The organism is Candidatus Binatia bacterium, assembly GCA_026415395.1.
In the GTDB taxonomy this organism is placed as follows: Bacteria; Desulfobacterota; Binatia; order HRBIN30; family HRBIN30; genus HRBIN30.
In genome coordinates this window covers 258,736-273,304 of sequence record JAOAHD010000016.1, presented here as the reverse complement: position 1 = coordinate 273,304, position 14,569 = coordinate 258,736, and the positions used below count along the sequence as shown (strand labels likewise).

The 14,569-nt window shown below is 62.3% G+C and carries 14 protein-coding genes; 8 read left to right on the top strand and 6 right to left on the bottom strand.

Going from position 1 to position 14,569, the window contains the following annotated elements; all coding sequences use genetic code 11:
• Window positions 1–38: 38 nt before the first annotated feature.
• Together N3C12_12890 and N3C12_12885 are read right to left on the bottom strand one after the other, a co-directional pair.
• Window positions 39–1,178, bottom strand: coding sequence for an ecdysteroid 22-kinase family protein (locus tag N3C12_12890; GenBank protein MCX8073328.1), 1,140 nt, complete (start codon window positions 1,176–1,178; stop codon window positions 39–41).
• The gene (locus N3C12_12885) at window positions 1,175–2,449 is read right to left on the bottom strand and encodes a glycoside hydrolase family 1 protein (protein ID MCX8073327.1); all 1,275 of its coding nucleotides are present in this window, start codon (window positions 2,447–2,449) and stop codon (window positions 1,175–1,177) included. Before N3C12_12885 ends, N3C12_12890 begins: the two co-directional genes overlap by 4 nt.
• On the opposite strand from N3C12_12885, the gene N3C12_12880 reads away from it, so the two are divergent.
• From N3C12_12880 to N3C12_12850, 7 genes are all read left to right on the top strand, one after another.
• Window positions 2,439–3,467: a hypothetical protein gene (locus tag N3C12_12880; protein MCX8073326.1), complete on the top strand. Its 1,029-nt coding sequence runs from the start codon at window positions 2,439–2,441 to the stop codon at window positions 3,465–3,467. The two genes, N3C12_12885 and N3C12_12880, sit on opposite strands and share 11 nt — an antisense overlap.
• A gap of 280 nt (window positions 3,468–3,747) precedes the next feature.
• Window positions 3,748–4,587: a carboxylating nicotinate-nucleotide diphosphorylase gene (gene nadC / locus N3C12_12875; protein ID MCX8073325.1), complete on the top strand. Its 840-nt coding sequence runs from the start codon at window positions 3,748–3,750 to the stop codon at window positions 4,585–4,587.
• Window positions 4,584–5,408, top strand: a complete 825-nt coding sequence (locus N3C12_12870; GenBank protein ID MCX8073324.1) for a biotin--[acetyl-CoA-carboxylase] ligase — start codon at window positions 4,584–4,586, stop codon at window positions 5,406–5,408. Before nadC ends, N3C12_12870 begins: the two co-directional genes overlap by 4 nt.
• Window positions 5,371–6,177 (top strand): type III pantothenate kinase, encoded by an 807-nt coding sequence (locus tag N3C12_12865; GenBank protein ID MCX8073323.1) that lies wholly within the window; start codon window positions 5,371–5,373, stop codon window positions 6,175–6,177. Before N3C12_12870 ends, N3C12_12865 begins: the two co-directional genes overlap by 38 nt.
• On the top strand, window positions 6,174–6,953 hold the full coding sequence (locus tag N3C12_12860; protein ID MCX8073322.1) for a type III pantothenate kinase: 780 nt from the start codon (window positions 6,174–6,176) through the stop codon (window positions 6,951–6,953). The genes N3C12_12865 and N3C12_12860 overlap by 4 nt, the downstream gene beginning before the upstream one ends.
• A 6-nt stretch (window positions 6,954–6,959) precedes the next feature.
• A complete protein-coding gene (gene fusA, locus N3C12_12855) occupies window positions 6,960–9,050 on the top strand; it encodes an elongation factor G (protein ID MCX8073321.1) in 2,091 nt (696 codons plus the stop codon).
• The gene (locus tag N3C12_12850) at window positions 9,047–9,574 is read left to right on the top strand and encodes a hypothetical protein (protein ID MCX8073320.1); all 528 of its coding nucleotides are present in this window, start codon (window positions 9,047–9,049) and stop codon (window positions 9,572–9,574) included. Before fusA ends, N3C12_12850 begins: the two co-directional genes overlap by 4 nt.
• 503 nt (window positions 9,575–10,077) lie before the next feature.
• Here the strand turns inward: N3C12_12850 and N3C12_12845 are convergent.
• From N3C12_12845 to trxA, 3 genes are all read right to left on the bottom strand, one after another.
• Complete coding sequence (locus N3C12_12845; GenBank protein ID MCX8073319.1) at window positions 10,078–12,327, bottom strand: aconitate hydratase; 2,250 nt, start codon at window positions 12,325–12,327, stop codon at window positions 10,078–10,080.
• Window positions 12,328–12,418: 91 nt separating this feature from the next.
• Complete coding sequence (locus tag N3C12_12840) at window positions 12,419–12,697, bottom strand: hypothetical protein (GenBank protein MCX8073318.1); 279 nt, start codon at window positions 12,695–12,697, stop codon at window positions 12,419–12,421.
• Window positions 12,698–12,752: 55 nt separating this feature from the next.
• A complete protein-coding gene (gene trxA / locus N3C12_12835; GenBank protein MCX8073317.1) occupies window positions 12,753–13,076 on the bottom strand; it encodes a thioredoxin in 324 nt (107 codons plus the stop codon).
• A 427-nt stretch (window positions 13,077–13,503) separates the two neighbouring features.
• On the opposite strand from trxA, the gene N3C12_12830 reads away from it, so the two are divergent.
• Window positions 13,504–13,698 carry a hypothetical protein gene (locus N3C12_12830; protein MCX8073316.1) on the top strand — a complete coding sequence of 65 codons (195 nt, stop codon included), beginning with the start codon at window positions 13,504–13,506 and terminating at the stop codon, window positions 13,696–13,698.
• A gap of 560 nt (window positions 13,699–14,258) precedes the next feature.
• Here the strand turns inward: N3C12_12830 and N3C12_12825 are convergent.
• The gene (locus tag N3C12_12825) at window positions 14,259–14,567 is read right to left on the bottom strand and encodes an acylphosphatase (protein ID MCX8073315.1); all 309 of its coding nucleotides are present in this window, start codon (window positions 14,565–14,567) and stop codon (window positions 14,259–14,261) included.
• Window positions 14,568–14,569 lie beyond the last annotated feature (2 nt).

Here is a 14,569-nt window from a genome sequence, read left to right as displayed (position 1 = left end):
CCCGGGGGCGCGTGCACGAAGGTTGGCGCAGCAAGGTGTTAGAATGGCTGGCGATCGTCGCGGAGTTTGGCCAGGCGGCGCGGCTCGAAAATGGAAAGGGCGCCGAGGTCGAGCACGTGCTGGGCGTGGCGCGCGAACATGGTGAGGAACATGCGATCCCCGCGAGTGGTGCGTTCCACGAGCATCGCCGCCGCAACCGCCATCGTGATGCCGCTGAAGGCAAACACAGAATGGTCTTCGACGCAGCGCAAAAACGACAAGCTGCGTACTCCACGGCGGCGCAAGCGTTCAAAGTAGAACTGTAGAAGGTCTCCCTCGTAGCGGCGCCGCTCCTCGGGTTCGAATGCGCCCCCGATGAAGTACGCCACGTCGGCAAACGGCGGGCCCCAGGAGCACGTTTGCCAATCGATCACCAAGGTGCGGTAGGGCGCGGCACGGTGGCGCAAGAACAAGAGGTTGTCCGGACGAAAATCACCGTGCACCAAAGCAAACGGCCCGCGTGGGAGCTCGACCCATTCGGCAAAGCGCGGCGCGAACTCCTCGAGCACCCGTAGGTGGCGCGCGGCGAGCTCCCCGCCGTAACGCTCTAGGAAACCCGGCACCGCGGCTTGGAAGAAGGCAACGAGTTGGGCATTTTGCTCGGGGGTACGGCGCGGAAGCCAGTCGAGTGCGGCCAGCGACGGCTGCGCCCAGGTGGCGGCGTGAATCGCCGCTAAGGCGTCGAGCGCGCTGCGCGCTTGTTGCAGCGTGCACGACGCGAGTTGATCTCCAGCCTCCCCTTTCCTGATGTCTTCCAGGACGATGAGGAAATCGCCGTTCGTAGGGTCGAAGGCGGCAAAGAAGCAGCGCGGCACCGGTAGTGGAAAGTGAGCAGCGACCTGGCGGTAGAAGTTGGTTTCGATTTCATAACTGCGCAGCGCCAGCCCGGTGGCTCGGCTGGTGGGATCGGGCGAGGCAAACTTGCAGACCAAGCTCGGCGGACCGCACGCCTGTTGCGGGCACTCGTAGTCGAGCGCCACGCGGACGTTACACCCCATTTGTCCGGTGCCGATTCGTTCCCAAGCCAACGCGCGAACCTGCCCTAAATCGCGGAAGAAGGGCAGCAGCACCCGAGTGAACCACTGCGGATCAAGCTGCTCCGGGGAGCGGGGAAAGTCGCTATCGGCGTTTGCGTTCATCGGCACCAACGTTCCACCGTGTCCTCGTCGAAGCCGCGCTGTTGGATGACCTCGCGGAAGAAGAACGCGCTCCGGCGCGGCCTGCGCTCTAACGTTTGCCGGTCCACCTCGATCAGTCCGAACTTCGGGCCGTAGCCGAAGTTCCACTCGAAGTTGTCCATGGCCGACCAGTAGAAATACCCGCGCACATCCGCGCCGCGGCGGCGTGCTTGGTCGACTTGCGCCAGGTGGTCGGCGATGTAGCGGATGCGCACACGATCGTCGTCGTGGGCGAGCCCGTTTTCGGTGACCACCACCGGCAATCCGGTGGCCGCGGCGCGCTCCAAGAGCGGACCAAACCCTTCGGGGTACACTTCCCAGCCCATGTGGCTGAGGATGCGGTTGAAGTCCGGCATCGCCGGCCCCTGGGATTCGCCATCGTAGCGCACCCGCGAGTAGTACTGCACGCCGACGAAGGTGGAAGCTTCGCGCAACCCGGGGATGGCGACTGGCTCACGCCCGGGATAGGCAAACACGCCCGTGCGCAAAGCCTCGAACATCACGCCGTTAGTTTCCGCATCGCGGCGGGCTGCCAAGGCTCGGTCGGCCTCGCTTTCCAAACGCAGCGGCTCGTGCGCTTGCACGGCCAGAGTAATCCCGATCTCCACCTTGCTGCGCGCGTGCGCATGGAGCACCTCGGCCATGCGGGCATGGGCACGGAAGAAATTCGTGAGCACCTGCGCAGCCAAATCGGCATCGAGGAGCCGCGGCGGAAAATATCCGAAGCGGTACCCCATCTCGGCGACAACGTTCGGCTCGTTGATGGTGCACCAATGGGAAACGAGATCGCCGTACTCGCGCGCGAGCAGTTCCGTGTGCCGCACTAAGGCGTCGAGGTTGCGCTCCTCAGTGAAACCGCCTCGTGCAATGAACCAGAGCGGCGAGGTAAAATGGTGAATGGTCACCCACGGTTCGATGTTGTAGTCGCGCAACGTCCCGAGCACCCGCCGGTAATGTTCGAGGGCGCCACGGTCGATTTCTCCCGGTGCCGGCTCGATGCGGCTCCACTCGAGCGAAAGCCGATGAGCCGGATGGCCGAGCTCCCGGAGAAGCTGGAAGTCTTCTCGGAAGCGATGGTAGTGATCGCAAGCAATCCCGGAAGGCTCTACCGCGTTGGTATCCGGCGAATTCTCGTGGGCCCACCAATCGTTATGGATGTTGTTGCCTTCCACTTGATGGGCGGCAGTGGCAGAACCAAAAACGAAATCTCGAGGAAATTCGATGCGTGCCATGCTTCTTAACTCCTTGCTGCGGCGGCAATGTCAAGAGCGAGGCTGGAAACCAACCCAGCTAGGCAGGGATGTGCACGGTGGTGCAGGGGGAGGAGGTGAGGGATGCGAGCGGCGCTTTGGGCAACGGCGCCGAGCACTGTGCGCCGCCTTCGCTTTGCTTGCCTGCGCTGCCGGAAACGCGTTTGCACGCGCACCGAGTGCCGGTTGTGGAAAAACCGATGCCGGGGAAGAAGCTGCCGCCCGCGGGGTAGAGCAGGAACTGGAGGTCGATGGGCAGAAACGCACGTACATTCTCGATGTGCCACCTTCGGCCTTGGGCCGCGTACCCGTACCGTTGCTCCTAGACTTTCACGGCTTTCAACACAGCGCGGCCGGTGTGTGGCGGGTATCCGAGTTCAAACGCCTAGGCGAGGAAAACGGCTTCGTTACCGCGTACCCGCAAGGCTTGCCCGTGCAACTGCTGGGCAGGGAAGGCGCCGGGTGGCAGATCTTTACGAGCGAAAACAACCGTGATTTGCGCTTTGTCCGCGCGCTCATCGATCACCTAGCCGAGCGTTATTGCATCGACCGGCACCGCATTTACGCCACCGGCTTTTCCAATGGAGGCTTCCTCGCGCACTTGCTCGCCTGCCACATGGCCGACGTGATCAGCGGAATCGCTCCGGTAGGGGCGGGCCTCCTCCCCGTGCCCTGCACCCCAGCGCGGGCGCTGCCAGTGATCATCCACCACGGCACGATAGACGATCGGGTGCCGATCGAGCGGGCGCGGGCACTGCGCGACCGCTGGCGAGAACTCAATGGCTGTGACGTTGCGTCCGATAGGACCAGCGACGGCTGCCTTGTTTACCGACATTGTAGGAGTGGCGGGGCAGTGGTGTTTTGCGAGTCGGAGCTCGGCCATCATTGGCCCCCGGGCGCGAGCGAGCGTATTTGGCGCTTTTTCGAGCAGCACCGCGGCGCCGATCGCGACCGAGGCATGAAAGCGCCGGCTTGCGCTGGCTGCGTGCCCACGCCGTGAGTCCCCAGGTTCGGTTGGTTTGATATGTCCCTCCGATGAAAACGTGCGGGCGACCGCCGATCGCCCCTACGCGTTGCGTCTCGATCGGGTGATTCCGTCGGAGCGCTGGCCTCGTCCCGTAACCGCAGCAGGGGCGAGGCAGACGTCGCCCCTGCCATCCGCCATTCGCCGAGATTGCCTCCGACTCAGTCATTTCCGGCGGCCATTCGAGCGGGGGCAAGCGCTAGGTAGTTTGCAAGAGGGCCGAAACTTGGCAAAGAGCGTAAGCCAGGATGGACGTATGAACCTTGCCGAGCGCTGGCAGCTTCGAGACTTGATGCAGCGGGAGTTGGCCGACGACTGGGGCAGCGGTGATATCACATCGGCAGTCACGATCCCGCCTGGGCGCAGCGCCCGGGCGGAGATTCGCGCGAAAGCCCACGGCGTGTTGGCCGGCGTCGAGGCAGTCGCCGTTGCGGCCGAGCTGGTCGGCACCGTTCGTGCCGAGCTCGTCATCGTCGATGGTGCACGGCTAGAGCCTGGGCGGGTGGTCGCCGTGCTGCATGGGTCGGCGCGCGAGTTACTGGCGATCGAACGAGTGACGCTCAACGTGCTCCAGCACCTGAGTGGCGTGGCGACGCTGACCCGGCGGTATGTGGACGCAGTTGCTGGCACTCGGGCGCGCATTGTGGATACGCGCAAAACCCTACCCGGTTTGCGCCTGCTGCAGAAGTACGCGGTGCGGGTCGGCGGCGGGCACAACCACCGATTCGGCTTGAGCGATGGCATTTTGATCAAGAACAACCACATCAGTGCTGCGGGAGGGGTGCGCGCCGCTGTGGAAGCCGCGCGCCGGCACGGCCCGCACACCCTACGGGTGGAAGTCGAGTGCCGCACGCTGGAGGAGGTAGACGAAGCACTGACAGCCGGGGCCGAAGCGATTTTGCTGGACAATATGGACCCCGCCGGGCTTCGTCGTGCAGTGGAGCGCATCCAGGGGCGGGCGCTTACCGAGGCCTCGGGCGGGGTGAATTTGGAAACGGTGCGGGCGATTGCAGAAACGGGGGTAGATTTAATTTCCGTGGGTGCCCTCACCCACTCGGCCCCAGCCTTAGATCTCCACATGATTTTGCAGCGATGACAACTGTGGTTGCGACGCCGCTCGACATTGTTCGCCTGGAGGCGCTTCTACAAGGAGCGCGTTTGGGGCTGCCGTTGCATTACCGTGCAGTGACCGAGTCCACCAACGACGATGCGGCAACGCTGGCCCGCGAAGGCGCTCCGGAGGGCACCACGGTGGTTGCCGATGCGCAAACGCGCGGACGGGGGCGCCGGGGGCGAAGCTGGAGTTCGCCGCCGAACCTGAATGCGTACGTGTCGGTGGTGCTGCGCCCGGCAATCCCACCCGAACGCGCCCCGCAACTCGGCATCGTTGCCGGACTGGCCGCGTTACAGGCCATTCGCGCACTCTTGCCGGAAGCAGAGCTCAAGTGGCCGAACGATGTCCTCGTGCGCGGACGGAAGCTGTGCGGAGTCCTGGCGGAGATGAGCGCCGCAAGCGAGACGGCGCTCGATTTCGTGATTGTGGGCATCGGGGTGAACATCAATGCGCTGGTGGCAGATTTCCCCGAAGAACTCCGTGGGCTGGCGACAAGCCTTCGCATCGAATGTGGCCGGACGATCGATCGCGAGGAGTTCATTGCCGGTCTGCTCGCTGGCTTGGGAGCGGAGTACGAGCGCTTCACAGCCGAGGGCTTTGCGCCAATCCGGCAGCGCTGGGAGCAGGTGTGCGGCACGATCGGGAAACGGGTCGAAGTCGACACCGGCAGCACGCGATTTGCGGGCACGGTTTTAGGGCTCGACGAGGGCGGCGCCTTGCGCGTCGAGCGGATGGACGGCGGCGAAGTCGAGATCATCAGTGGCGATGTCTATCTGCGGGAATCGGCCTCTTCTGTGCGTTGATGTTGGCAACACCCACGTCGTCCTCGGGCTATTCGAGGGCGGCGCCTGGGTCCGGCAGTGGCGGGTCAAAACCAACCCCCGTGCCACGGCCGACGAATACGCCGTTTACCTCGAAACCCTTTTGCAAGGAGTGCTCGCCGGTGGGTTGGAAGCCGTGGCCATTTCTTCTGTCGTCCCACCGGTCACCGCCACTTTAGTGCGGTGGGCGCGCGACTACTTGCAAGTAAAGGCGGCGGTGCTGGGCGCAGATGACGTTGGCCGGGAGCGGGTGCGTTACGATGATCCTCGTCAACTTGGCACCGACCGCCTGGCGAACGCCATGGCAGCGCATGCGCTCACGGGTGGAGCAGCCATCGTCGTGGATTGCGGCACGGCAACCAAGTTCGAGTTTGTCGACGAACGCGGTGTGTACTGGGGTGGAGCAATTGCTCCGGGTCTCGGGATTGCCAGCGACGCGTTGTTTGCCCGTGCGGCGCGTTTGTACCGCGTGCCGTTGGTCGCACCGCAGCAGATCCTCGGGCGCAATACGGTGCACGCGTTGCAGGTCGGCTTGCTCTATGGCCATGCTGCGCTGGTTGATGGCATGGTCCACCGCATCCGGCGCGAAACCGGTGTGCAAGCGCCGGCCATCGCCACAGGCGGATTTGCGCCGCTGGTGGTGCCCTTGTGCCGGGCTGTCGACCGCATCGTAGACACGTTGACCCTCGACGGGATCCGCTTGATCTTCGCTGAGCGAAAAGAAAAAAACACAAGATCGGCCGCATCATGAGCCATCGCTGGTTCCTGGCTATCGATGTCAGCAACACGCAAACTGCTCTCGGGGTGTTCGAGGGGGAGCGGTTGCGTCATCATTGGTTCCTACAAACCGATGCGGGCCGGACTGCCGATGAGTATGCGGTGCTCCTCCGCAGCTTGCTCGAGCGCGCCGGACGCCCGCCGATCGGCGCGGTGGCGGTGGCCTCGTCGGTGCCAGCGATGCTTCCGATCATGGAGTCGCTGGCCCGCGACGTGTTAGGGTGCGAGCCGCTGATGGTCGGACCTGGGGTCCGCACGGGCATGCCCATTCTTTACGACAAGCCGCAAGAAGTGGGGGCCGACCGCATCGTGAACGCCATTGCCGCGTACGCCCGCACGCAGCGAACGACCATCGTCGTCGATCTCAGCACCGCGACCATTTTCGATTTCATTTCGGCACGCGGCGAGTATGTTGGCGGTGTGATTGCGCCGGGCTTGGGGATCGCGAGCGACGCCTTGTTCGAACGCACCGCCCGGCTGTTTCGCGTGGAATTGCGCCGGCCCAAACAGGTCATTGGCCGCAACACGGTCCACGCCATCCAATCGGGGCTGGTGTACGGCTATGTGGCGCTCGTCGATGGCATCGTGGAACGCATGCAGGAAGAAACGCGCGAAAAGGCCCATGTGTTGGCGACGGGAACCTATGCGGAACTCATTGCTCCCGAGTCAGAGACCATCGACGAGGTGGACCCGTTTTTAACCTTGCAGGGGCTTCGCCTGCTGTACGAACGCAACAAAGAGAAAGGATGAACGGCCATGGCAGAAGATGTCAGCTTGGTGCGCAGCATTGGCGTGATTGGACAAGGCGGTGTGGGTAAGACTTCGGTGGCCGATGCGTTGCTGTTTGCGGCTGAAGTCGTCAACCGACTGGGCCGGGTCGACGATGGCACCTCGAATTTTGACTTCGAGCCCGAAGAAATCCGACGCAAAATTTCCTTGAGCACGGCGGTGTATCACTTCGGGTGGAAGAAACATTCCATCCACCTGTTGGACATGCCTGGTTACTCCAATTTCCTGGCGGACACGCTCCTGTCCATGCGTGCTTGTACGGGCGCGATCCTCGTGCTCGCGCCGGCTGCCGGCGAGCTGCGCGTGGAGGCGGAAAAAGTGTGGGCTCGCGCACAAGAGCTAGGGTTGCCGGTGGTGGCCTTTGTGACGCGCATGGACCGGGAAAACGCCGACTTTCAGGCTGCCGTCGAGGACATGAAAAAAATCCTCGGGGCGAAACCTGTGCCTGTACAGTTGCCCTTGGGCAGCGCGGAGTCGTTTCGCGGAGTGGTGGACCTCTTGAGCATGAAGGCGCTCGTGCAAGGCGGGGACAATGCTGTGCGCGAGGAGCCAATTCCCGCGGAACTCGCTTCCGAGGCAAACAAGGCGCGCGAGCTGCTGATCGAACTTGCGGCCGACGCAAGCGACGAATTTACCGAGCGTTACTTGGAAAACGGCACACTCACGGACGAAGAATTGGCTCAGGCCTTGAAGTTGGGCACATTGGCGCGCCGCTTTGTGCCCGTGCTTTGTGGCTCCGGAGTCAAGGGCATCGGTGCGCAAGCATTGTTGGAAGCGATGGTCCGCTACCTCGGATCCGCCATCGAGCAAGGAAAACAGGTTGGCAAGGATCCTAAACTCGGTGTGGAGATCGAGCGCTTGCCGGACGTGAACGAGCCGTTTTCGGCTATCGTGTTCAAGACAGTGGTCGACCCCTTTGCGGGTCGCCTGTCGATGCTGCGAGTGATCTCGGGCAAGTTGGGTCCCGATACTGCCGTGCTGAACACGAGCCGGGATGTGCGGGAGCGGATTGGCCACTTGTTGAAACTAACTGGGAAGAAGCAAACCGGTGTGGGAGTGGCTGTGCCCGGCGACATTGTTGCAGTGGCCAAGCTCAAGGAGACGTTTACCGGCGACACGTTGGCGGACGAGAAGGCGCCGATTGTGTATCCGCGAGACACCTTGCCTCCGCCGGCAATTTCGTTCGCTATCGAGCCAAAGAGCAAGGGCGACGAAGAAAAGGCCACGCAAGCCTTACAAAAGATGATCGAAGAGGATCCGTCCCTGGAACTCCATCGCGATCCACAAACCCGCGAGCTGATTTTGTCGGGTGTGGACCAGTTGCATCTCGAGGTGGTGATCGAGCGCTTGAAGCGGAAGTACGGCGCCGAGGTGGAGCTCAAAGCGCCCAAAGTGCCGTACAAGGAAACCATCAAGGGTCGCGCCAAAGCGCAGGGCAAGCTCAAGAAGCAAACCGGGGGGCGAGGGCAATACGGCGACACCTGGCTGGAAGTGGAGCCGCTGCCGCGCGGAGCGGGCTTCGAGTTCGTCGACAAAATCGTGGGCGGGGTGGTCCCACGCCAGTACATTCCAGCCGTGGAAAAGGGCGTGCGCGAAGCCATGGCCGAGGGGTTTTTGGCGCATTATCCAATGACCGATATCCGCGTCACCTTGTACGACGGCTCATACCACGAAGTGGATTCGTCGGAACTGGCGTTCAAGATCGCGGCTTCGTTGGGGTTCAAAAACGCCGTGGCGCAAGCCAAGCCGGTACTCCTCGAGCCAATCATGTCCATGGAAATTACCGTGCCCGACGAATGTATGGGTGACGTCATCGGCGACCTCAACGCGCGACGCGGCAAGGTGCTTGGGGTCGATGCGAAGCCCGGGAGCCAGGTGATCAAAGCACTGGTGCCGCTTGCGGAAGTGCTGCGTTACTCGCCGGATTTGCGCTCGATGACCAGCGGCCGCGGCTCGTTCACCATGGCCTTCTCTCATTACGAAGAGGTGCCGCCTCACCTGACCGAGAAAATCATCAAGGAAGCCGAGGCCATGCGGGCCCAGAAGCAACACGCATGACGACCAATCCAGAAGAATTGCAGCGCATTGCCGAGGAAATTCAGCGCGGCACCGATCCCTATCACGTGCCTCCAGAGCTCGTGGAGGAGCCGAAAGACGAGCGGCCGCCGAACCGCAGCCTGCACGCGCGCATTGCCAACATGAGCGTGGCGGAGAAGATCAAGCTCGCACTGCTCGGCAACCGCGAAGCACGGGCGCTGCTGGTGCGCGACACCAATAGGATGATTGCCCGCTTCGTGCTGCGCAACCCTCGGCTGACTGAAGAGGAAGTGTTGGGCTTTGCCCGCAACCGCAATCTCGACAGCGAGGTGCTGCGCGAGATCGGCGAGCACAAAACCTGGCCGCGCAATTACCAAATTCGCCACGCACTGGTGACCAACCCGAAGACTCCGTTGGCCATCGCCTTGCACTTCGTCAGCTCGTTGCACGAACGCGACTTGCGCTTTCTCGCCAAGAGCAAGAACGTGTCGGCGACAATCGTCACGCAAGCGCGCCGCATCCTGGCTCAACGCGGCAAGATGTGACGGCGCCCAACAGTAGCGAGTGGCGAGCGGCGAATAGCGAATCGCGAAAGGGGGAATGCCTCGATCGTTCGCGGTGCCGCGCGTGTTGCCTCTTGGCACGCGGCACCTGCAAGATCGTAGGGGTGACGCATGCGTCGCCCCTACGCTGCCACATCGCAGCAGCGTGCCCGGTGATGCGGCGGCGAGCAGCGAGTGGTGGGAAGTGGCAGATCAGGGAACGCATGCATTGGCGGACGCTGTCGCGACCGCGGCCCCGCGCGTTCCCATCTTGGCAGCCTGTACCAACCCGATCGTAGGGGCAGCCCTTGAGGCTGCCCTCGTTGCCGGCCTCCACGCGGGCGCTGCCTGCTCCATGACCGATACTCCCGCTGCCCGACGGACAGACACGAGGCCTGCGCCTACAGTTTCTATGCACTCGCCGGCGGCTGTGGGGAAATAGGGACCTGCGCGAAATTCTGGTGGGTGGGGTTTTAACCCTGCCCCGATTGCCGCCTGGACACGGATTACTTGCCGCGCATCAGGTTGAGTGCAGCTCCTGCCTTGAACCACTCGATTTGCTCGGCACTGAAGGTGTGGCGGCAAGTAATTTCTTCCTCGCTTCCGTCCGCGTGGTGAAGGATGACCTTCACCGGCTTCCCTGGGGCAAGTTCAGAAAGGCCCACGATGCTGATGCGATCGTCTTCGCGAACCTTGTCGTAATCGGCTGGATTTTCGAACACGAGCGGCAGAAGCCCTTGCTTTTTGAGGTTCGTTTCATGGATGCGAGCGAAGCTGCGGGCAATCACGGCTTTGCAACCTAGGTAACGAGGTTCCATCGCCGCATGTTCGCGGCTCGAGCCTTCCCCGTAGTTCTCGTCGCCGATGGCTACCCAGCCGATGCCCTGAGCCTTGTAGTAGCGGGCAATCTTGGGGAACGGCACGCCGGTCTCCCCGGTGAGCACGTTCTTTCCCTTGCCCACCTCGCCGGTGAAGGCATTCACGACGCCGGTAAACAAATTGTCGCTAATCCGATCGAGGTGTCCGCGGTACCGCAGCCAGGGGCCGGCCGGGGAGATGTGGTCGGTGGTGCATTTGCCTTTGGCTTTTACCAGCACGGGCAAGCGGATGAAGTCTTTCCCATCCCACGGAGGAAAGGGCTCGAGGAGTTGCAACCGTTCGCTATCTGGCCGCACGATCACCTGCACATCGCTGCCGTCTTCCGGTGGCTCGACGTAGCCAGCGGTTCCCGCCGCAAAGCCCTGTGCAGGAAGCTCAGGTGCTTCGGGAGGCTCGAGTTTCACTTCCTTACCGTCCGGAGCCGTGAGCGTGTCGGTGAGAGGGTTGAAGTCGAGGCGCCCGGCCAAAGCAAACGCGGTGACAATCTCGGGACTGCCGATAAAGGCAAGCGTTTCCGGATTCCCGTCGTTGCGCGCGGGGAAGTTGCGGTTGAACGAAGTCACGATGGTGTTGCGCTCGCCCTTGTGGATATCGTCCCGCTGCCATTGGCCGATGCAGGGGCCGCAAGCGTTGGCCAGCACGATCCCCCCGATCGCAGTGAGTGCTTCCATTTGGCTATCGCGCTTGATGGTGTTGTAAATTTGGTCCGAGCCTGGAGTGATGAGGAATTTCGTGCGTGCGCGTAGGCCGTGCTTCAATGCTTGCCGCGCCACATGCGCGGAGCGGCCGATGTCCTCGTAAGACGAGTTCGTGCAACTGCCCACCAGGGCAGCGCGAATTTCGACTGGGTAGTTATTTTTCCCCACATCCTCTTTGAGTCGAGAAATGGGGCGCGCGAGGTCAGGAGTATGTGGCCCGACGATGTGGGGCTCCAATTGGGACAAGTCGATTTCAATGATCTCGTCGTAAAAGCGTTCGGGGTGCTCTTCCACCTCGGCATCAGCGCGCAAGTGAGCCGTGAAACGATCCGCCAAATCCGCAACGGCGGCACGGTTGGTCGCTCGCAGATACGTGGCCATACGCTCGTCGTACGGAAAAATCGACGTTGTGGCCCCCAACTCAGCGCCCATGTTGGTGATCGTGGCTTTGCCCGTGCAACTGATCGAACGCGTGCCCGGGCCGAAGTACTCGATGATTTTCCCGGTGCCCCCCTTCACTGTCATGATGCCTGCGAGTTTCAAAATGACGTCTTTCGGGGCAGTCCACCCGTGCAGTTTTCCTGTCAACCGCACACCCACAAGCTTGGGCAACTGCACGTTCCAGGGCAGGCCGGCCATTACGTCGGCGGCGTCAGCCCCGCCCACCCCGATGGCAAGCATGCCCAGGCCGCCGGCATTGGGAGTATGCGAGTCGGTGCCAATCATGAGGCCACCGGGGAAGGCGTAGTTTTCCAGCACCACTTGATGGATGATCCCCGAGCCCGGCTTCCAAAAACCAATCCCGTATTTGCGCGAGGCCGAGAGCAGAAATTGGTACACCTCGTCATTTTCCTGCAGGGCCGCCTGCATATCTGGCTCTGCGCCCACGCGTGCGCGAATCAAGTGGTCGCAGTGCACGGTCGTCGGCACCGCCACCCGTTTGCGGCCGGATTGCATGAATTGCAGCAAGGCCATTTGCGCGGTGGCATCTTGCATGGCCACGCGATCGGGCCACAGGTCCACCCAGCTCTTTCCCCGTTCGAGTTCGGCGCTCTCCGGCTTATCGAGGTGGACAAACAAAATTTTCTCCGCCAGCGTCAGCGGACGCCCCAGCCGGCGCCGAAGTGGCTCGAGGCGAGTGGGGAAACTCTCGTATAACTGACGAATGCGATCGATCATGGTTGGCCTCTCCCGCACACGCATCGGGCGTGTGCTCACGTGTACTGGTTTGCTTAGCAGGCTTGTCGGAAGGGGGTAGGGCGAACCAGGCTCAAGCCGCCTGCCGCAGCGCGTCGGGGAGGTTGGTGTCTACCTCCCACGGGGCCTCCGGCGCACGCCGGATACAGGAGCCGACGAAGTCGTAGCGGTGCCAGTAAATGACCCGCTCGTAAGCATGTGCAGGATCGTTACGCGGGCGCTTGTACAGCCAACGCTCGTTGTAACGGAAGCCGTTCTCTTCCCGTTCGCGTGGCTCGTTGACCGAGCCCTCAGCAACGTCGGGGGTCCCAAACAATTTCACTACATCGTTGCGGCGAATGCTGCTGGCCATCGACACCCACCCTGCACCATAACACGGGGCTCGCGCTGGTTCTGCACGGCCTACGTCAAACCACTGCTTCCACAGCTTTTACCAGTACTTGCTTCGGCACGGCGCCCACGATTTGGTCTTTCACCTGGCCCCCCTGGAACAAGAGTAAGGTGGGGATACCGCGCACCCCGTAGCGGCTCGCTGCCTCTGGGTTTTGGTCCACGTTAACCTTGGCCACCTTGAGTTTACCTTCGTATTCCTTGGCCAATTCTTCCACAATCGGGGCAATTGCCCGGCAGGGTCCGCACCACGGAGCCCAAAAGTCGACCAGAACGGGCAAGCTCGATTGCAGAACTTCCTTGTCGAACGTTGCATCCGTAACCTCGGTGATTTGTGCCACGATGCGCCTCCTATGAATGAGACTTCAACCATAAGACCCTTGCCCCTTGACTGCAACCAGAGAAATGCCACGAGTGTGGACGCGCTGCCGCGCCCTCGCAGTTTGTTTGGCCGCAGCGAAGAGCCGCGAGGCAGAGCGCTCGGATCCTGTCGGGGGACCTCGAACGCCCGCGCAACCCTCACGACGGCCGCATGCCTGCGCGGAGAAGCTGAGGACCCGCTTCTGCTCGGCCACCGCGGGGGCGTGGCTTAAGGAAAGGCCCTTTTGGTTAGGGAGGCCCAGTTGTCCGTGGAACCGAAACTTGCCTGCCCTTGGCACACGTGTGCAACGCCGTACGGTCTCCTCGGGTAGCGCACCCGCTTCGGTGAAATTTTCTTGAGAAAGAAAAAAATGAGCTGAGAGCTGCCCATTCGAGGAGGCAAGAGACGTGACTCGAGTCGGGCACGCGAGACGATTGGGAGCGTCGAGTGCCATGTTCTTTGGTGCTGCGCAGCAGCTCGCTGCGCCAGCCGAGGACGCGATGACCGCATACTTCCACATCGCGGGTGATGGTCGCGCAGTCATGCAAGCACTTAAGAAGCAGGTCGGGTTGCGGCTGCTTACGGTTGCGCGGCTTCGATGATTTGGTGGCTTAAGAGGTTAGTGCTGGTTGGGTTTCAACAACGGCACGTGGGAACCCGGCAATATTTGTGGGGGACACTTTTCCCACCATGCGCGGCGCTGCTCGTCGTTTTGGGCAGCGGCGGATGTTTCTGCTTGGCGGCGAGGCTAACACCCTTCGAGAGGGCGGACCACTACTTTCACCCACGCTTAGGCAGAACCACGTGCGCCAGCCTGAAGCTGCAGTGGCGAGATCTGACGCTATTTTTCAGCGGGGAGTTGGTCCCATCGGTGCGGGCCTGATTGGCCCCATTAAACGGTTAGGTGTGAGCTGCGGGCTTGGGACGGGCTGAGCAGTCGCCGGCTGAAGGACATCAACCTTTTCGGGTACGCCTTCGATGCGAGTCCCGGTTAGCCCGAGCCGATCGTCTGGCACGGTGTCTCGCACTTTGTCGTAAGTGATGGCGAGCGTGGGCAGAGCTCTGGCAGGCCGAAGTTTTCTCGGAAGAAGGCGCCGGCTGAAGCGGCTGGTGTGGACCCCATGGCAGCCGCCTGCGTTGCCACCTGCCGAACCTCTGGGCCTCAAAGCGGACACGCTGCCGTCGGGCGAATATCAAAGCGGCGGAATTCGCCGGTGGGCTCGTGCCAGTGCTCTTCCACTCGATCGACTACCGCGCTGCGGGGGCCGCGCCGGCAGGCCTCCGCGAGCCTCGCGAGAGCGGGGGACGGTCCTTCTGCTAGGACTTCTACCGCTCCGTTGGTCAAATTCCTCACCCAACCGGTAAGACCGAGCTCTCGCGCCTGCTGCTCTACGAAGAAACGGAACCCCACGCCCTGGACCAATCCGTAAATGACGAGATGGAGACGGCGCTGTCGTTCAGCCGAGTTCATAG